At 51.0% G+C, this 18005-nt stretch carries 16 protein-coding genes and 1 pseudogene; 3 read left to right on the top strand and 14 right to left on the bottom strand.

Annotated features, from left to right (window positions below; all coding sequences use genetic code 11):
- Window positions 1-193 precede the first annotated feature (193 nt).
- The 5 genes from DFK18_RS01775 to DFK18_RS01755 all read right to left on the bottom strand — a co-directional run bounded on the left by DFK18_RS01775 (window position 194) and on the right by DFK18_RS01755 (window position 5440).
- The gene (locus tag DFK18_RS01775; protein WP_114416477.1) at window positions 194-1126 is read right to left on the bottom strand and encodes an eIF2B alpha/beta/delta subunit family protein; all 933 of its coding nucleotides are present in this window, start codon (window positions 1124-1126) and stop codon (window positions 194-196) included.
- A 32-nt stretch (window positions 1127-1158) separates the two neighbouring features.
- Window positions 1159-1818 carry a bifunctional 4-hydroxy-2-oxoglutarate aldolase/2-dehydro-3-deoxy-phosphogluconate aldolase gene (locus tag DFK18_RS01770; protein ID WP_114416476.1) on the bottom strand — a complete coding sequence of 220 codons (660 nt, stop codon included), beginning with the start codon at window positions 1816-1818 and terminating at the stop codon, window positions 1159-1161.
- The gene (locus DFK18_RS01765; protein ID WP_114416475.1) at window positions 1818-2600 is read right to left on the bottom strand and encodes an alpha/beta fold hydrolase; all 783 of its coding nucleotides are present in this window, start codon (window positions 2598-2600) and stop codon (window positions 1818-1820) included. The genes DFK18_RS01770 and DFK18_RS01765 overlap by 1 nt, the downstream gene beginning before the upstream one ends.
- A gap of 133 nt (window positions 2601-2733) precedes the next feature.
- Window positions 2734-3396: a 7-cyano-7-deazaguanine/7-aminomethyl-7-deazaguanine transporter gene (locus DFK18_RS01760; protein ID WP_114416474.1), complete on the bottom strand. Its 663-nt coding sequence runs from the start codon at window positions 3394-3396 to the stop codon at window positions 2734-2736.
- Between the two features lie 154 nt (window positions 3397-3550).
- Window positions 3551-5440 (bottom strand): propionyl-CoA synthetase, encoded by a 1890-nt coding sequence (locus DFK18_RS01755; protein WP_114416473.1) that lies wholly within the window; start codon window positions 5438-5440, stop codon window positions 3551-3553.
- 464 nt (window positions 5441-5904) lie between these two features.
- On the opposite strand from DFK18_RS01755, the gene DFK18_RS01750 reads away from it, so the two are divergent.
- Window positions 5905-6219 (top strand): ArsR/SmtB family transcription factor, encoded by a 315-nt coding sequence (locus tag DFK18_RS01750; RefSeq protein WP_114416472.1) that lies wholly within the window; start codon window positions 5905-5907, stop codon window positions 6217-6219.
- A 140-nt stretch (window positions 6220-6359) separates the two neighbouring features.
- Here DFK18_RS01750 and sohB read toward each other — a convergent pair whose 3' ends face one another.
- Complete coding sequence (gene sohB / locus DFK18_RS01745; protein WP_114416471.1) at window positions 6360-7379, bottom strand: protease SohB; 1020 nt, start codon at window positions 7377-7379, stop codon at window positions 6360-6362.
- A gap of 102 nt (window positions 7380-7481) precedes the next feature.
- On the opposite strand from sohB, the gene DFK18_RS01740 reads away from it, so the two are divergent.
- Together DFK18_RS01740 and DFK18_RS01735 are read left to right on the top strand one after the other, a co-directional pair.
- Window positions 7482-7796: an SCP2 sterol-binding domain-containing protein gene (locus DFK18_RS01740; protein ID WP_114416470.1), complete on the top strand. Its 315-nt coding sequence runs from the start codon at window positions 7482-7484 to the stop codon at window positions 7794-7796.
- A 162-nt stretch (window positions 7797-7958) separates the two neighbouring features.
- The gene (locus DFK18_RS01735; RefSeq protein WP_114416469.1) at window positions 7959-9716 is read left to right on the top strand and encodes a PP2C family protein-serine/threonine phosphatase; all 1758 of its coding nucleotides are present in this window, start codon (window positions 7959-7961) and stop codon (window positions 9714-9716) included.
- A gap of 46 nt (window positions 9717-9762) precedes the next feature.
- Here the strand turns inward: DFK18_RS01735 and cheD (DFK18_RS01730) are convergent, their stop codons facing one another.
- The 8 genes and pseudogenes from cheD (DFK18_RS01730) to DFK18_RS14720 form a co-directional block, all read right to left on the bottom strand.
- The gene (cheD, locus tag DFK18_RS01730; protein WP_245944309.1) at window positions 9763-10359 is read right to left on the bottom strand and encodes a chemoreceptor glutamine deamidase CheD; all 597 of its coding nucleotides are present in this window, start codon (window positions 10357-10359) and stop codon (window positions 9763-9765) included.
- Window positions 10360-10378: 19 nt separating this feature from the next.
- Window positions 10379-12100, bottom strand: a complete 1722-nt coding sequence (locus tag DFK18_RS01725; RefSeq protein ID WP_114416467.1) for an ATP-binding SpoIIE family protein phosphatase — start codon at window positions 12098-12100, stop codon at window positions 10379-10381.
- Window positions 12097-12381: an STAS domain-containing protein gene (locus DFK18_RS01720; protein WP_114416466.1), complete on the bottom strand. Its 285-nt coding sequence runs from the start codon at window positions 12379-12381 to the stop codon at window positions 12097-12099. Before DFK18_RS01720 ends, DFK18_RS01725 begins: the two co-directional genes overlap by 4 nt.
- A gap of 333 nt (window positions 12382-12714) precedes the next feature.
- A pseudogene (locus DFK18_RS14830) lies at window positions 12715-13011 on the bottom strand (methyl-accepting chemotaxis protein); the annotation flags it as partial.
- Window positions 13012-13595: 584 nt separating this feature from the next.
- Window positions 13596-14681 (bottom strand): protein-glutamate methylesterase/protein-glutamine glutaminase, encoded by a 1086-nt coding sequence (locus DFK18_RS01710; protein ID WP_114416464.1) that lies wholly within the window; start codon window positions 14679-14681, stop codon window positions 13596-13598.
- Window positions 14681-15313, bottom strand: coding sequence for a chemoreceptor glutamine deamidase CheD (cheD, locus tag DFK18_RS01705; RefSeq protein WP_245944308.1), 633 nt, complete (start codon window positions 15311-15313; stop codon window positions 14681-14683). Before cheD (DFK18_RS01705) ends, DFK18_RS01710 begins: the two co-directional genes overlap by 1 nt.
- A gap of 3 nt (window positions 15314-15316) precedes the next feature.
- Window positions 15317-16150 (bottom strand): CheR family methyltransferase, encoded by an 834-nt coding sequence (locus DFK18_RS01700; protein WP_245944307.1) that lies wholly within the window; start codon window positions 16148-16150, stop codon window positions 15317-15319.
- Window positions 16151-16227: 77 nt separating this feature from the next.
- Window positions 16228-18003, bottom strand: coding sequence for a methyl-accepting chemotaxis protein (locus DFK18_RS14720; protein WP_114416462.1), 1776 nt, complete (start codon window positions 18001-18003; stop codon window positions 16228-16230).
- Window positions 18004-18005 lie beyond the last annotated feature (2 nt).

Below are 18005 nucleotides of genomic sequence, written 5' to 3'. Positions count from 1 at the left end.
AAAGCCACTCTTTGCAAATTATTTTGCGTAAATAAATATTAATGCAAATTATTGCAAATCAAATCACTGACCGACCCGTTTTTTCTCTTTTTTGACCCGGATCAACCTGATAGATAACGGTATAAAAGCACTTCAATAAAAAAGGGCAGCAATTTTTTGCCACCCTTTTGTGTTCAGCAGTAAAGAGGTATTTTCAAGGCGCTGCCAAAAGTGGAACCCGGCTGGCTTCAGCCAGGGACCGGAATTCGACCCGGACACCCTGCTCGTCCACCCAGGCAGTAATAAAGCGGGCCGGGATCAGATCAAAGTAGATATTACGAACCTGGACTTTTTCCAACTCTTCCAGCTGCATTTCATCCTCGGGCATCTCTTCCAGAACAACGTCTTCCGGTAAGGTCAGGCTGTGTTTAAAGCTCTCTGCCAGCACCCAAAAGGGAATGCCGCTATCCCTTGCAGCCAGTGCCAACAAACGACTTCCTACCTTGTTGACCAGAGTGCCATCGCGCAAGAGGCTATCGGCACCAACGATCACCTTGTCGGCCTGGGGAACAAAATAGGCCATCTGGGCTTCGGAAATAAACTGGGTGGGGATGGCCAGTTTATTGAGAAAGCGAGCCAGTTTACGGCCTTCCATCCCCGGGCGGGATTCAGTCACGATCGCCTGGAGTTTGATACCCGCCTGATAACAGGCATTGAACAGGCTCATCACGCTGGAACTGGTGCTGTGGGTCATGATGGTCATGCCATCCTTGAGTTCTTTCACACAGGCAGCCACAGCATCCACCTGGGCATTCTGCAGCTCTTCGATCACCTCTTCCGCAGCCATCTGGGCCAGGCGGCGAGCTTCTTTCAGATCATCGGCAGGCAGGTTCTCCAGGCAATCCGACCAGCGCCTCAAGGCATTTTGAATGGATACCATACTGGGCCGGGCTGCGGATAACTGGGTGACCAGATCGGTCAATTCAGTGACCAACTCCTGGGTATCAGCGGCATCACAGCAATCGGAAAAATCGATGATGTCTTCCAGCGTTTTGCGGGCCAGGGTAGCAGCCCCGGTATTGAGATCTTCTTTAACTGCCCTCAAACGTCTGGCTTTAAAATCGGCATTATCCACGGCATAAATCACGCCTTGCTTCCCCCTTCTCGCATCCTGTTATCTCAGTCTTGTTTGGTATTGCGATGCTCAGTTGCCAGCTTGACAGCTCCTAGTGTCAACTCGGTCAACTCCTGCCATTTCTGACCCTGAAGCAATTCAGCTGACAGCATCCAACTACCACCGACAGCAACAACACCCGGCACAGCAAACCACTCGCTCAAATTAGCTTCACTGACTCCACCTGTAGGAACGAACTGCATTTCCGGCAAAGGTGCTTGAATTGCCTTGAGATATGCTGGCCCGCCCAAAGCAGCTGCGGGAAAGAGTTTTACCTGGTGATAGCCTTTCTGGTAAGCCTGCATGGCTTCTCCGGGCGTGGCGACCCCGGGTAACAAACGAATTCCCAGAGACCGCGAGGCCTCACACAAGGAAGGAGACCAGCCTGGCGTAACGGCCAGGGTAATGCCCAAATCATGAAGACGCTTTAACTGTTCACGGCTACGCACACTACCCGCTACCCGGGTAATCGAATGCTGCTTGAGTTGCTCCAGTGCATCCCAGGCTCCGGGATCGCGCAGGGTCACTTCCAACACCCCGACCCCGGCAGCTGTTAGACTGTCCGCCACCGGCAGTACCTGCTCGGCTTTCAAACCTGCTGCCACGGGTAACAAAGGCTGATCAGCCAGCAAGGAAGCCCAATCAAAGGGCGAAACCTGAGCCATTAGATTGTACCCTTATTGAGAAACTCGCTAACCAGCCGTCCGAAATCCTCGGCTTGCTCGGCATGCAACCAATGGCCGGCTTGCAGCTCAGTCAATTGCAGGCTGGGGAAGCCGCGCTTGAATTCATCCAGCAGATCATCGCTCACATAATCGGAACGACTACCACGAATCGCCAAGCAGGAACCGGCAAACTGCTTGCCCAACTCCATGCCCGGCGGAGCATCAATAATGGATTGGTAATCCCGATCAATCTCTTCGATACCCACCCGCAAACGCAAGCCGTCTTCCGTTTTGACCAGGTTGGTTAGCAGGAAAAGACGGGTCTGGATATCATCGACATAATCGGCCAGCAGATGATCGGCCTGGCGTCTTTCATGCCAGGGTTCCTGAGCATGCAGGGCTCTCAGGCCCTCAAGAATTTTGCCATGGGTATGCTCATAACGAACCGGAGCGATATCAGCCAGGATCAGCTTATCAACCCGGCTGGGGTAGCGCAGGGCGAATTCCATGGCCACCTTGCCCCCCATGGAATGACCCAAGAGGCTGGCCTTGTCCAGATTCTCGTTATCCATCCAATAGAGTAGGTCTTCAGCCTGTTGCGAATAGTCCATGCCCAGGGAATGAAAACTTCGCCCATGGTTACGCAAATCCAGACACCAGACTTCAAACTCATCACTCCAGCGCCTTGCCAGACCCCGCCAGTTATCCGCACTGCCAAACAGGCCATGCATGACTACCAGGGGCTCGCCCTGTCCGTAACGCTGGTGCGCCAGACTCTTCATGAATAACTCCTCAATTCTGATAATTCAGCTTGAAGAGATTATGCCAACAACTCAGGTGCAAATACCAATTAAAAAGGTTACAGGGCCGAACAGAGGCCCGTAACCTTCAAGCATAAGGCCAGGAAATTGCTGCTTAAAGACCCAGAGAACGGGAGGGAGCTACGCGCAGCAGATGCTGCTGCAGCCAAGCCAGAAAGAGCCCATAGGCAGGCAGGAAAATAACCAGTGACAAAGTCAGTTTGAAACCGTAATCCACCAGGGCGATCTCTGGCCAGTGAGCGGCCATAAAGGCATCAGGGCTGGCATAAAAGGCCACAGAAAAGAAAATCAGGGTATCCAGAGCATTACCGACCAGGGTAGAAGCTGCCGGTGCCACCCACCAGAGTGAATGACGGCGCAAGCGGTCGAATACCTTGATATCCAGAAGCTGGCCCAGCAGATAAGCCATAAAACTGGCCAGAGCAATACGGGCTACAAAGAGGTTGAATTCGTCCAGCCCGGAAAAACCGGTAAAAGCACCCTGGGCAAAAATCACCGAGATGACGTAGGAGAGCAGCAAAGCCGGAAACATCACCGCAAAAATTATCCGTCTGGCCAGTTCTTTGCCAAAAACCCGAACCGTCAAATCCGTTGCCAGAAAGATAAAGGGAAAGGTTACGGCTCCCCAGGTATTGTGGAGTCCGAAAATTTCAAAGGGAAATTGCACCAGATAATTGCTCGCAGCAATGATCAGAATATGCAAAAGAGACAGGTAAACAAGAGCTTTACGAAACTGCTCGGAGGAAAGCGATAGCATGCCAGCATCCTTTTTTTGTCAGGGGGCGAGGGAACCCTGGGTGAATGAAGTCGGGCATTATAGCAAGCTCCACGCAAATAAAAAGCCTCCACCCGCTTTTGCGGGGGAGGCTTGGGTCACCAGGATCTAAAAACCTGGCACGGGCCGCAAATGCTTAGGACTGAACCAGGCCCTGGCCTTTCATGGCATCTTCAATCTCTTCCAGACTGGCAGGATCATCAATGGTGGAAGGCACTTGATACTCCTTACCATCAGCAATGCTACGCAGAATCTTGCGCAGAATTTTACCCGAGCGAGTCTTGGGCAGGCGATCGACAACCAGCGTCTGCTTGTAGCAGGCAATGGCACCAATTTCCTTGCGAACCAATGCAGCCAGTTCTTTTTCCAGCTCTTCGGGATCGCCATCCCAGCCATCTTTAGTAATAACCAGACCTACGGGTAGCTGACCTTTCAGCTCATCGCTAACACCGATAACCGCACACTCGGCCACACCAGGGTGAGAAGCCACAATTTCTTCCATCTCACCGGTCGACAGACGGTGGCCCGCCACATTAATGACGTCATCGGTACGCCCCATGATAAAGAGGTAGCCGTCTTCATCAAATTTACCGCCGTCACCGGTCAGATAGTAGCCGGGATAGGCTGACATGTAGGAACCTTCATAACGGGCATGGTCACCCCAGATGGTAGTCAGGCAGCCGGGAGGCATGGGCAGTTTAACCACAACACTGCCTTCTTCATTGGCCGGTGCCTGGTTACCCTTGCCATCCAGAATCTGGACATCAAAACCGGGCGTTGGGTAGGTGGCCGAACCTGGCTTGGGTTCTACCGGTTCGATACCCATCATGTTACCGGCAATCGCCCAGCCAGTTTCTGTCTGCCACCAGTGATCGATCACGGGAACGGGCAGCAGCTCATTCAACCAGTGATAAGTAGGAGGATCCAGGCGCTCACCTGCCAGGAACATGGCCTTGAGGCTGGAAATATCATACTGTGCCAGCAGCTTGCCTTCAGGGTCTTCTTTCTTGACGGCACGGAAGGCAGTCGGTGCCGTGAAGAACCCTTTGATCTGGTATTCTTCGATCATGCGCCAGAAAGCACCGGCATCCGGCGTCTTGACCGGCTTGCCTTCATAAACAATGGTGGTGCAACCAGCCAGCAGCGGTGCATAAACAATGTAAGAGTGGCCAACAACCCAACCCACATCCGAAGCCGCCATGAAGACTTCACCGGGATTAATGTCGTAAACGGTTTTCATGCTGTACTTGAGCGCAACGGCATGACCGCCATTGTCACGTACAACGCCTTTAGGCTTACCGGTGGTACCTGAAGTGTAAAGGATATACAGAGGATCGGTGGCCTTAACGGCTACAGGCTCGACCGGATCAGCCTTGCTAACTTCTTCCCAATCAACGTCACGCTCGGAATTGAGCTCACAGGTCTGCTGGGGACGCTGCAGAACAACCAGATGATCAGGCTTGTGTTCGGCCTGGCTGATGGCATCATCCAACAAGCCTTTGTAGGGAATGACCTTGCTGACTTCGATACCGCAGGAAGCGGAAACGATAACCTTGGGCTTGGCATCATCAATACGTACAGCCAGCTCGTGCGGAGCAAAACCACCAAACACGACCGAGTGAACCGCACCCAGACGGGCACAGGCGTACATGGCAACCAGAGCTTCAGGCACCATGGGCATATAAATAACGACCCGGTCACCCTTCTCCACACCCAGTTTACGCAGGCCACCTGCAAACTTGGCTACCTGATCGCGCATCTGACGGTAGGTCAACTTGGATTTAGTATCGGTTACCGGCGAGTCATAAATAACAGCAGTCTGATCCGCACGCCCATTTTCAACGTGATAGTCCAGAGCACAGTAGCTGGTGTTCATTTCACCATCGACAAACCAGCGCCAGGCACCCTTTTCATCTTTTTCCAGCATTTTGGTGGGCTGGGTAAACCAGGGCAGATTCTTGGCCTGCTCACCCCAGAACGCTTCCGGCTCTTTGATAGAACGCTCGTATTCAGCTTTATAGGTCATCTTCCTCGCCTCTGAGTCAATTGTTATTGGCCCACACCTGCACAGTGTCGACACTTTACCGTTATCAGGGTGTAACTCTAAAGCACCAGAAGCCGTTTGAAACTAATACGAAAGGCGCAAACCAGCAATGACTGGGCAATACAGCCCTTGCCCGTATTGAATGGCTGCAGCTAAATTGCTGACAATCAGGCCCTTGAGTGCAGAAAACAAATCTCTGACTAGCCGGTAAAAAAATTTTGCCTCGGTCAGGGGGTGTCAACAAAGCCAGGAAAAAGAGTAGAATAAGTAAAAGAAAATATACTCATTCGTAAAAAGCTGGAAGGCGAGCTTTGAATCGGTGCCAACCGACCTGCTTCTCTGCTCGCCGCTTGGCTGAAAAATGGGTTTTACATAAACACTGAGCACTGCCACTTTTATAGAGTAAGTGGCACCAAGAATATCAGACTTCTACTGGACACAACTTTATGGCTAACTCTGGCAATCCACTGATCAATGAACTCCGAGGCAATGCCCAGCAGGCCACCACCCTGTTGAAGGCCCTGGCCAACGAGAGCCGACTGATGATTCTCTGTTATCTGGATGATAAGGAAATGTCCGTGACAGAACTCAATACCTGCCTCGATCTCAGCCAATCGGCCCTGTCACAACATCTGGCGATTTTGCGTCGCGACGGCCTGGTTAAAACACGCCGTGAATCCCAGACCATCTACTATTCACTCAAGGGTGAGGAAGCCAAGCAGGTCATCCGCACCCTGCACAACATGTACTGCACGACCTAAGATGCCTCTGATTAACGTAATGAGTGCAGGTTAGACAAGGCGAAATTGGACGAAAAAGCGGAGTTTACTTCGAGTAAATGAGCAATTTGAGGACAATTTCAACGCAGTATAAGCAAGCGCAATAGTTAATCAGAGGTTTCCTAACGCTTAAAAGGCAATTGCAACCTGGGCCACCAGCTTTGGATACGCTGCTCGAACACCCTGGCTGCTTGAGCCGTGACTCTTTCCACCAGCGGAGACATTCTTTTTAACTGCAGTGAAAAGACTTCGGCATCAGCCATCCGCTTGAGCAAATAATCATCACTGGTCATCAGCTGATCCACCAGGTTCAGGCTGAAGGCCTGCTCGCCATACCAGATTTCCCCTCGCGCCACTCGATCAATATCCAGATGGGTACGGTTGCGCTGCACATAGCTTTTGAACAACTGATGGGTTGCTTCCAGGTCATCCACAAACTTTTGCCGCCCTTCCTCGGTATTTTCACCCATAAGGGTCAGGGTGCGCTTGTATTCTCCGGCTGTCAGCACCTCATAATCGACATCGTGTTTTTTCAACAGACGATGGACGTTGGGCATCTCGGCAACCACCCCGATGGAACCAATCACAGCGAAGGGAGCCGCCAATAGCTGATTGGCTGTACTGGCCATCATATAGCCACCGGAAGCAGCCACTTTATCCACGCAAACGGTCAGGCGTATCTCCTGGTCACGCAAACGCTGCAACTGGGCTGCCGCATAACCGTAGCTGTGAACAAAGCCTCCTGCACTTTCCAATCTCACCACCACTTCATCCTGTGAGCGCAAAAGCCCCAGCAAACAGCTAATCTCGCGCCCCAAGGCTCCGGCTCGGCTGGCACTCAAATCCCCTTTAAAATCCAGAACAAAAACTCTAGGGCGCTCCGCCAGGTCTTCTTTACGCTGCTTCTTCTCCTGCTTGGTGCGTTTACGCTCCTGCTTCAGCGCCTTGCCTTCTAACCAGTTTTCCTTCAGCTCCTCCTGATATCCCTGCAGGCGATCATTGAGTGAGCTAATCTCCAGTTGCTCTTGACCAGCACGGCTTCTGCGTATGGCCGCAGCGACCCCCAGCACAACCAGGACGGCCAACACCAGCGTCAGTACCTTGAGCAAAAACCCCAGGTAATCAAGAATAAATTCGGGCACAGAAGACTCCTTGAATAAAAAGATAAACAGGGCTTGATTAAAACATACGTTTGAAATATGCTTCAGTTAACTGTTCAGTTTCACCAATAAGAGGACACCACCATGGCTAACATCAACGCCATTATCGAAGGCCTGAAAGACAAGTTCAATGCAGAAGCAGCCAGCGGTATGGACGAAGTGTTTCAGTTCAATATCGAAGATGCTGACAACTACCATATCATCATTAAAGATGGCGCTTGTGAAATCCTTGAAGGCGAGCATGATGACCCTTCCGTTACCCTGATCATGAACAAGGACACTCTCAAGGATGTCCTGACTGGCGAAGAAGACGGCATGCAAGCCTTTATGGCAGGCAAGCTTCGCGCCGAGGGCGACATGATGCTGGCCACCAAGCTGTCGGCACTTTTCCCGGTATAACCCCTCCCCAGCTTTCCCCTGTCCCTGCATGTTTTAGCGGCTTCCCTCGAAGCCGCTTTTTTTGTTTGACTCTCCGGACAGCCTTCACTGGTGACAAATGGCAACTATCAGTTAACATAAACAACATCTCGAGTTGTCGACCATCCGTCAGTGGAGTTCTTTTTGATCCGACTTTTCACATCCAAACGCCAGCTTTCGTTACGCTGGTATATCTTTTTTGCTATTGCACTCAGTTGCCTGATTGTTTTCGTGGGCGCCTCCACTGTCTCATCACTGCAATACGAAGCCCTGATGGCCCGCCAGGAAGCCGTTGCCAAGGAACAACTGCAGGAACGCTTCCCGGATCAGGATATCCAGATTCAGCTCCCCCCAATCACTGCTGATGTTCGCTTCACCTATATCCTCAGTTTCAGTTTTTTCTCACTGTTTTTTCTGCTGCTGGCCGGTTACCTCTCGCACCTGGCAGTGCGCCGGATTAACCGGGCACTGTCAAGATTCCAGAAACAAATCAACAGCATCCAGTCCGCCCAGGATTTGCGCGACTTTAATGCCCAGCCTGAAGGCTTTGTCTTTAATGAAATCAGTGAAGCCTTTGAAGAGGTAAACAAGCTGGCCCGCCAGCTGGATAGCATTCTGGTAGATAAAAGCCTGCTGGAAACAGCCCTGGAAGAGTCGGAACACGAAGACTCCATGGCGGCCGAAATTCTCTACGGCCACCTGATCGACAAGAATGCCGATGACCCCCTGGGTGTAACCCACAGTATCCGCTCTTCCAGCAATTTCAGTGGCGATATCGTACTGGTGCGCCGCTCTCCCTCGGGGAGTATTTTTGTACTCCTGGCCGATGCTACCGGTCATGGTCTATCCGCTACTATTACCATCATGCCGGTCATTTCCGTATTTGATGCCATGGTGAACAAGGGACATCGCATGCCCTTTATTCTGCGAGAAATGAATAAGCGGCTGCTCAATGATCTACCCGATGACCGTTTCGTTGCCGCTACTCTGATCGAGCTCGACCCTATGGATCAGGAATTACGGCTTTGGAACGGCGCTATGCCCCAATCCCTCCTGGTCAACGCCCAGGGTGAAGTCCTGCAGAGCTTTCAATCCCGGCATATGGCCCTGGGCATTCTGGATGATCAGTTATTTGAAACCTCAGCGGAAAGATTACCCCTCCCGCAGGACGGGTATCTGCTGTCCATGAGTGACGGCCTGTTGGAACAGGTCAATGGCGAAGATGACAGCTTTGGTGAAAAGCGACTGCTGGACAAATTGCGCCAGTTACAGCCGGACAATTACATTACTGGCTTGCTGGAAGCAGTAGAAGATCACTCCAGGCAAGCCATCCCCGATGATGATATCTCGCTGGTATTAATGGACTTTGATCGCCTCAAATCCCGTTTATCACCGGCTGAAGGCTGCCAGTTTACAGACCTGAATTTACCCAGAGACCCTTTTGAGTGGAAGATCAAAGTCCAAGGTGAGCAGCTGATCAATGAAGCCCTACCTGCTTTGACCCATGATTTTCTGCAAACCCTGGGGATGGACACACCGCTTATCCAGAGAATCTTTACAGTAGCCCATGAGCTTACCTCCTGGGTACTCCACAGCAATATCCTGGAACTCTCACCTAACCTTAAAAGCCAGCTCTTGGAAACCAAGGGCGAGGCTGGCCTGCAGTATTACTACCAGCAACGCCGTGAAGCTCTGGAACGCCTTCCCGCCGATTCTTTTCTGGAGTTATGCATGTTCAGCGAACCGGGCACGGCAGTTGAGCGGGGGAAACTGGAAATCCAGGTCAGGGATAACGGACTAGGCCAGTCAGCCCTCCTGCATCTGGACGACCATAATTTCCACTGCCACTACAGTCATCTTGAGGTACTGGAAGACGGCCACTTCATCATAGCCCGTCTTTAAAACGAGCAAAAAGTTTCCGCCGCTGGCGGCAGGTAACCGCCTAGAGTTAGAAGAGATCCACTTCGCCAACCTGTGGCTTGTGCTCCACCTGCTTGAGGTATTTGTTTTCCCTTTCCACAATGGTGCGGTTGTGAAGGGTATTGATCTTCTTCAACATCACCTTGCCGGTAGAAGGGAAAAAGTGCACCTTGCGCGGATAGATATCCAATACATCCTTGGCAACGACGGGAATGCCTTCGTTGCGTAGATGTTCCATCACAAACTTCACATTACGCTCGCCGACATTGGCAAAGTTGAAATCCTTGATCACCTTGCCCCCACCAAACACCTTGGCTTCCAGGCGACGGCGTTGTGCCCCCAGCTTGAGTAGATGGTTTACAAGCAATTCCATGGCATAAACGCCATAGCGGGCCGATTCATTCAAAGGAGAAGCATTGGCAGAAGAATCATGGGGTAGAAGAAAATGGTTCAAACCGCCAATTCCCGAGTAGTTATCTCTCAGACAGACGGCAACGCAGGAGCCCAGAACCGTGACCAGCATCTCTCCTTCATCAGTCGCATAATACTCACCCGGCAGGACCTTGACTGCAGGCACCTCAAAATGCCGGTCAAAATAGTGCGACAATGCAAAATGCTTATCCACTTCTATTTCCATATTGCCACTACTCCAACATAGCCAAAGCCAGGCGCCCTTCCTTCTGGAATTCCAGATGGCTGGCTAGCTTTTTAATCAACATCAGGCCGCGACCGGCAAGCTCTGTACGGGGCTGCTGCAGCACTTCTTCAGCCTTGAACCCCTTACCACTCTGATCTATCTCTATCAGCAAGGCAAAGGGGTTTTGAGAAGCCTGCTGCCATTGCAACCTGATTCTGACTTGATCATCAGCTCCAAGTTCCTGCAGCTTCTGCTCACGTAAAACATAGTATTCCAGAAATCCCTCGGCATCCTGCTTGAGTGCAGATTTGAGGTCCAGCAGACCATGCTCAATGGCGTTGTTAATCAATTCGCTGATAATGGTAAAGGCTTTCTGACAGAAGGGCTGGGGGAAACCCAAGTCCTGCAGGTAATCATTGCACAGAGCAGGTACTTCCTGCTCACCGATCTGCCGCCCCTGGAGCGTCAATTCCCAGACAAAGGGGTCGATAGCCAGCTGTTCCAGGTTATTGCTATTACACTGGTAGAGCAGGTCTTGGAAGTAGATGAGTTCGGGAAAGTTAACGTAAAACAGGGAGACATCGTCATCAAAGGAAGGAACACCGGAGAATTCCTTAAGCTGGGCAATCAGGGTCGTCATCAGACTATGACGGGAAGCACTGCCCAACCCCGTCAGTAAACGCTCGATTCCATAGCTTTCCCCGGCAGCATTAACCTGCTCAGTCAAACCATCACTACAGCCGAAAAGCCCACCCTGACCTTCCAACTGGAAACGCTCAACATCAGAATCAAAACTCAGGTTATCCAAAATTCCCAAAGCCATATGGCGAGAAGGATAACTGGCAACAACCTGGCCCTCGCCGTCCAGATGATAAAGTGTAGGCATACCGCCATTCCAGATACTCACCTGATCGTGCAGTACATCCAGCTCTATCACCGAGGCAGCAACGAAACGATCTGGCGGAAGTTTGAAATGCAGCTTGCGATTCATTTCCCTGACAATCATCGGCAAGGCGTAACCCTTGTTGATCATGCTATGGAAAACATCCACGAGCGGCAGCAGCGTCATGGTGGCAGAAAGCCCGTGCCCCATGGCATCGGCATGCAGGATAAAAGTGCTACCGGAAGGAGAAGCCTTAGCCAGAATCAGGTCACCACAAAAATCGCTATTGGCATTGAGGTAACGGCTAAAGCCTCGAATCGTATCGGAAACATGATCAAGCAGGTTGTTATAAAAAACATAAGAAGCCATTTCAGCTTCACGATTGCTGGCATCGAGAAGGCGTTCGAGGCGAATTTTCTGATCCAGTACACGGCGGGACAAGGCTGCCCGCTTCATCTGGGAACGAACCTTCAAATCGAGCAAGGAAAAACTGAATGGCTTGACCAGATAGTCACTGATGCCGCTAGCCGCTGCCGCTTCGATCAGTTGCTCATCTTCCCGACCGGCCAATAAAATTGCTGCAGTGGCCGACACCTCCTGCTGATCAGAAAAGACCGGATGATCCAGAAGCGTCAATCCTGAGCCCTCTGGCAAGGTTTCATCCAGCAACACCAAGTCGAATAAATGCCCCGAATCCAGGCATTGTCGTGCAACCTCCAGGCTACTGGCCAGGGTCACTTTCAAATCCATGGCCTTTAAAGCTGAGGCCAGGGAAGCACTAAGCTCCTGATCAGCTGCAACGATAAGCAGTTGGTAAGCCATATCTGGCTCAACAGGCTGATTCATCCGAGCGGCACTATCCTTTCAATATTGGCGACCTTGAGGATTTCTTCAGCTGTACCTGAAGCATGGATGATTCGCACACTCTTGTTAACTGCTGAGGACTTTTTATGCAAATAAACGATCATACCCAAAGCTGCTGAATCCAGGTAATTGACTGCAGAAAAATCAAGATGTATCTCTTTGATCGCCTGATCTTTCAGTGCAGCATCCATGTCTTCGTTAAATTTTTTATGGAAACTAAAATCAAATTTTTCCGGCAAACGCGCTACTTTTACGTCCGACATTCAAGACATCTCCAAATACTAGAATAAATCGATATCACCACTATCCATAGAGTTACTGGATACCGGGTTGGACTTACGCTCTTCCCTGGCTCTGCGGAAATTATCCAGACTTTCGCGCAAGGCGGCATGAAACTGGTGAGGATCATCAGCTCCTGCTTGCAGCGCCTCCACCAACAAAAGAAGGTGGCTTTGCTCTGACAGCGTGTGTTGGATGGTCTGAGTGCTCATATCCTCGAACTGCATGGCCCGCATGGCATCATAGAGAGCTTCACTCAAGCGGCTAGAGAGAGTCTCCAGTTCTTCGGTAACCCGTTTATCGCTGTCCGATTTCTCCATCAAGAGCTCTATGGCCGACTCCACTTCCTTTTTGGCGCGCAGGATAAAACTCATGTCCTGGGAAGCAATTTTACTGACATCGGCCACCAGCTTCTCAATGCGCCTATTCATTTCATTGAGATTACGCTGAATCGTTTGACTAAATTCTGCAGAGCGGGCAGAAAGAGCGCGAACCTCATCAGCAACCACGGCAAAGCCCCGCCCGTGCTCACCGGCACGAGCCGCCTCGATGGCAGCATTCAAGGCCAGCAGATTGGTTTGCTCGGCAATATTGTCGATGTCACCCAAGGCCTTCATCAATTCAGGCATACCTTCTGACAATTCAGAGACTCTTTCCAACATCTCCATTAGATCAGCACTGGTTTGCACCGAAGTTTCAACAAAATTGTTCAGGGTTTTCAGGGTGTCCTCGGCAAAGTTGCTCATGTGCTTATGCGAGCTGGCATCCAGCTCTTTCTCACCGCCGTACAAGAGCGCACGTACCAGATCCTGCTGTTCATCCAGGTCCGCTTTTAAGCGGTTGAAGGATTCCCCCAGGGTATTCAATGCATCCGTCTGCATGTTTTGCAGGGCATCCATATCTTCCTTGGATTCCGCAACCACCGAAGCGATCGTCTCCCCGACCTGCAGGTAGTCTTTTTGCAGGTCGATCTGGGAAATCCCCTCGATATAGCTGTCTTTTGACGGATCCGGCAATTGGCTGATTCTTTCCCTGGCTCTTTCGCGCAAGGGCCAATACCCCAAAAGGAAACCGGCCGGCAAAGCAGCCAGACCAATCAGCCAACCGGGCAGCAGCCACCCAAGACCTGCTGCGGCCAAAGTCAGGAGGACTAAAAGTGCCCATACAAGTTGTTTATTCATTGGCTTTCCTTAAACGGCTAAACTCGGTTAATTCTTTGTCCCAGACGCTCAATCACGCGTGCAGGAAGATCCACCAGGGGTAACACTTCCTGGGCTGCCCCCAGGGCAATGGCTTCTTTGGGCATACCAAAAACAATACAGCTGGCTTCATTTTGAGCCAGAGTATAGGCACCGGCACGACGCATTTCTAATAAACCTGCAGCACCATCACGCCCCATTCCAGTCAAAATCACGCCTACGGCATTAGCACCGGCAACCCGGGCAGCAGAATGAAAAAGCACATCCACTGAAGGCCGGTGGCGATTGACCAAGGCGGTGTCCAGCAAGCGAGTCATGTAATTGGCCCCGCTACGAGCTATCTCCAGATGCAGGTTGCCTGGAGCAATATAAACATGGCCGGGCAGCACCCTCTCGTTGTGCTGGGCTTCTTTCACACGCAGCAAACACTCCCGATCCAGGCGCTCTGCGAAGGTACGGGTAAAATTCTCCGGCATATGCTGGGTGATCATGATCGCCGGCATATCAGCCGGCAAATCGATCAAGAATTCCTTGATCGCCTCGGTTCCTCCCGTCGAAGCGCCAACAAAAATAACCTTCTCGGTCGAGGCGTAACGCGTTTTATGACTGGACAGGGCCACAGCATTGGCACGATGGCGAGCTTCCCGCGATTGGTTACCCTGGGTTTTAGGCTTGATACGCGCACTGGCACAGGCCCTGATCTTTTCGGCTATCAGGTCGGCATAGGCGGTCATGCCGGAAACGATATCTACCTTGGGCTTGGAGATGTAATCGACTGCACCCAGCTCCAGTGCTCTCAGGGTCACTTCTGATCCCTTATCGGTCAGGGAAGACACCATCAGCACAGGCATGGGCCGCAAACGCATCAGCCGCTCGAGAAAATCCAGACCATCCATGCGTGGCATTTCCACATCCAGTGTCAGAACATCCGGGTTGTGGAGTTTGATTAATTCGCGGGCAACGAGAGGATCGGGCGCAGTAGCCACCACCTCCATATCTTTCTGGCCATTGATCAGATCGGTAAGCAGGCGACGAATCAGGGCAGAATCGTCAACTACCAACACTGAAATTCTAGCTTTTTTCATCAACCAAATAGCTCTACGTTGCCTGCCACTTCGATATTCAGCAGTCGTTGAAAGTAGTCTGCTTCACGATCAAAAATCGTCGTATTATTCAGACGCTTAAGCTTTTTCACCAACACCCGACCACTGGCCGGAAAAAAATAAATTTTCTGTGGCCAAGGGCCAAGTAAACTTTTACTCACCACAGGAATCTGCTCAGCTTCAAGATAGCTCATCAAAAAATCGGAATTGCGTTCCCCAATCAGATGACTGCCCTCCCCTGCTAGCACATCGCCACCACCAAACACCTTGGCTTGCAGGTTCTTTTTATCCGCGCCCAATTTGTACAGCTGGTTCAGGAGAACCTCCAGGGCATGACTGCCATAGCGGATAGAACTGTCAATCATCTCACTGTCTTCACTGTCAAAAGGCAGCATGAAATGATTAATTCCACCGACCCCTCTGACTTTGTCATGAATACAGGCAGAAACACAACTGCCCAGCACTGTTACAATCAGTTTATCATGACGAGTCACATAATATTCGCCGGGCAGTATCTTGATCGCTTCCATTTCAAAATAGCTATCAAAGTAGCTGACTGGCGACCAAGCCTCGGTTTGCGGATCCTCCCCAGGATTATCCTGCGTACTTGTCACTTCTTACCTCTTAGGCACAGGCATGAAGACTGTCTTACCCTTAAGACGAAAGATATCACTGGCATGCTGGAAGCTTTCTGAATGACCGGCATAAAGCAGCCCTTCAGCCGTTAACAAGGGGTGGAAGCGCGACAACACCTTGTATTGTGTTGGCTTATCAAAATAAATCATCACATTACGGCAGAAAATCGCATCAAAAGGCCCTTTGATCGGCCAATTGGGAGCCAGCAAATTGAGGGAGTTGAAATGGATCAGATCTTTGACCTGGGATCGGATTTTCACCATGCCCACGTGCTTTCCCTTGCCTCGGACAAAAAAGCTTTTGACTCGATCATCACGCATTTTGGCCACCCGGTCAGAGGCATAAACACCCCGCTTGGCCTGCTGCAGGACATTGGTATCCACATCAGTTGCCAGAATACGTACAGGCGGCGTCCAGGTACCAAAAGTTTCTATAGCCGTCATGGCAAGGGAATAAGCCTCTTCCCCTGTTGAGCAGGCGCTGGACCAGATTTTCAGGGGGCCCCGCCGTTTATCAGCGACGGCCAACAGCTGCTCGGCCAGAAGGTCAAAATGATGCTCTTCTCGAAAAAATGAAGTCAGATTCGTTGTCAGGGCATTTATAAAATCCTGGGCTTCGTCTTCATTTTCTTCCAAGTGAGCCAGGTATTGCTCAAAAGTCATCAATCCGAGGGAACGAAGACGCCGGGCAATACGGCTATAGACCATATCCCTTTTTTTTGGACTTAGAAAGATGCCTGCCCTTTCGTGAGCCAAATCACGAATTTTAGCAAAATCCCTGTCCTTAAATTCAAATTCCCGTTCTTTTGTGCTCACTTCCACCTCATGACTTTCAAAACCGCCCTTCCTACCCTCAGCACAGGAAGAGCGGCTAATCGATTAACTTCTAGTAATTAAAACTCTTCCCACTCGTCGTCATCTTGACGCTTGGGCGGAGGCAGAGGAGCTTGTCGCTTAGCCGTTTGGGCCTTTTTGGCTGCAGCTGCTGCCTTAGCTTTTGCAGGATGCCCCGGCTTTTTGCTCGGACTAGCAGTTCCCAGTCGAGCCCGATCCTGGGTAGCCTGCTTTTTCTTGGTCGTTTCAATTGCCTTGTTGGTTGATTCATCAACCCGGAAAATTGAGACAGAAGTCGTGAGAGATTGAGCCTGCTCTTCCAAGGACTCGGCAGCCGCCGCAGCTTCTTCGACCAGTGCCGCATTCTGCTGGGTCACATCATCCATCTGGATCACAGCCTGGTTGACCTGCTCAATACCCTGGCTTTGTTCATCGGAGGCGGCAGAAATCTCACCCATGATATCGGCAACCCGTTTCACCGAATTGACGATTTCTTTCATGCTGGCACCGGAAGCTTCCACCACTTCACTGGTGGCCTCCACGATTTCGCCATCTTTCTTGATCAGTTCCTGAATTTCCTTGGCCGCCGCTGCAGAACGCTGCGCCAAGGAGCGGACTTCACCCGCAACAACAGCAAAGCCTCGTCCCTGTTCACCGGCACGCGCAGCCTCTACGGCAGCATTCAGTGCCAGAATATTGGTCTGGAAAGCAATGCCATCAATGACAGTGATAATTTCACTCATCTTCTCGGCGCTGGCTGTTAGCTCCTGCATTTTCAGCACGGCTTCATTCACTTTACCGCCGCCCTGTTCTGCAACCTCACTGGCACTGGAGCTCAATTGATTAGCCTGACGGGCGTTATCAGCATTCTGCTTCACTGTTGATGTCAGCTCTTCCAGGCTGGAGGCAGTTTCTTCAAGACTGGAAGCCTGCTCTTCTGTGCGTTGGGAAAGGTCGGTATTACCCGCCGCAATTTCAGAAGAGGCCGTGGTAATGGCATCGACAGAGATCTTGATTTCACCAACAAGATCTCTCAGCTTATCCTGCATCCGCTGCAGTGCCTGCAGCATCTTGCCGATTTCATCATCATGGTCGGCCTTGATCTGGTTATTCAGATTACCGTCGGCCATCTGGTTAAAGTAGCCCACGGCACGATTAAGCGGATTCACGATGGCACGAATCAACAGCCAACCTATGACAACGGCAATCACAATACCAATGATAATGGTGATAATGGTTCCAGTCCGGGTGTCAGCAAAATCGGCTTCTGCCGCTTCGTATTCTTCACGGGCAACGCGTCTTTGCAGATCCATCAGTTGGGAAGCCACTTCATAGGCATCACGAAAATCGGGAAGCGTAGCACGTACCATATGCATGTTGGCATCCATGAATTCACCCGCTTCCAGCAAAGCAATGGTTTCCCTCAGCCCCTCTTCCACGAAGATGCCTCTCAAACGCTGAAAATCTTCAGCCAGACGGGCCTCTTCCGGTGTCAGGTAGGTATCCATGTACCTTCCCCAAATTTCGGTAATACTTTCGATATTTTCCCGAACCTTATTGGTATGCATCGTGATTTGATGATCATGAAGGACACTTTCATCAAGCCGGGGGTCATGCATAGCAGCCAGCTGCAATTCGATAATATTTTCTTGCATATAAACTTCAATGTCAGCCAACTGCTGGGATGGAATCAGGCGATCGTTCATCACGGTATCCAAAGCCTGATTACTGTGATCCATACCCTGCAGGCCCACAAAGCCAATCACTGCCAAAAGCAGGGATAGAAACCCGATCACAAAGATCAGGCGTGCCTTCACGGTCAGCTTTCTCAACATAT

It is taken from the genome of Marinospirillum perlucidum (assembly GCF_003336805.1).
Taxonomy (GTDB): Bacteria; Pseudomonadota; Gammaproteobacteria; order Pseudomonadales; family Halomonadaceae; genus Marinospirillum; species Marinospirillum perlucidum.
This window is presented reverse-complemented; position numbering and strand designations above follow the sequence as displayed.

Coding starts and splice junctions, on each gene's coding strand:
- DFK18_RS01750 (WP_114416472.1), top strand. CDS start 5,905: ATGGCTAACTCTGGCAATCCACTGATCAATGAACTCCGAGGCAATGCC.
- DFK18_RS01760 (WP_114416474.1), bottom strand. CDS start 3,396: ATGCTATCGCTTTCCTCCGAGCAGTTTCGTAAAGCTCTTGTTTACCTG.
- DFK18_RS01720 (WP_114416466.1), bottom strand. CDS start 12,381: ATGTCGGACGTAAAAGTAGCGCGTTTGCCGGAAAAATTTGATTTTAGT.
- DFK18_RS14720 (WP_114416462.1), bottom strand. CDS start 18,003: ATGTTGAGAAAGCTGACCGTGAAGGCACGCCTGATCTTTGTGATCGGG.
- DFK18_RS01765 (WP_114416475.1), bottom strand. CDS start 2,600: ATGAAGAGTCTGGCGCACCAGCGTTACGGACAGGGCGAGCCCCTGGTA.
- DFK18_RS01725 (WP_114416467.1), bottom strand. CDS start 12,100: ATGAATCAGCCTGTTGAGCCAGATATGGCTTACCAACTGCTTATCGTT.
- DFK18_RS01710 (WP_114416464.1), bottom strand. CDS start 14,681: ATGAAAAAAGCTAGAATTTCAGTGTTGGTAGTTGACGATTCTGCCCTG.
- DFK18_RS01755 (WP_114416473.1), bottom strand. CDS start 5,440: ATGACCTATAAAGCTGAATACGAGCGTTCTATCAAAGAGCCGGAAGCG.
- DFK18_RS01740 (WP_114416470.1), top strand. CDS start 7,482: ATGGCTAACATCAACGCCATTATCGAAGGCCTGAAAGACAAGTTCAAT.
- DFK18_RS01770 (WP_114416476.1), bottom strand. CDS start 1,818: ATGGCTCAGGTTTCGCCCTTTGATTGGGCTTCCTTGCTGGCTGATCAG.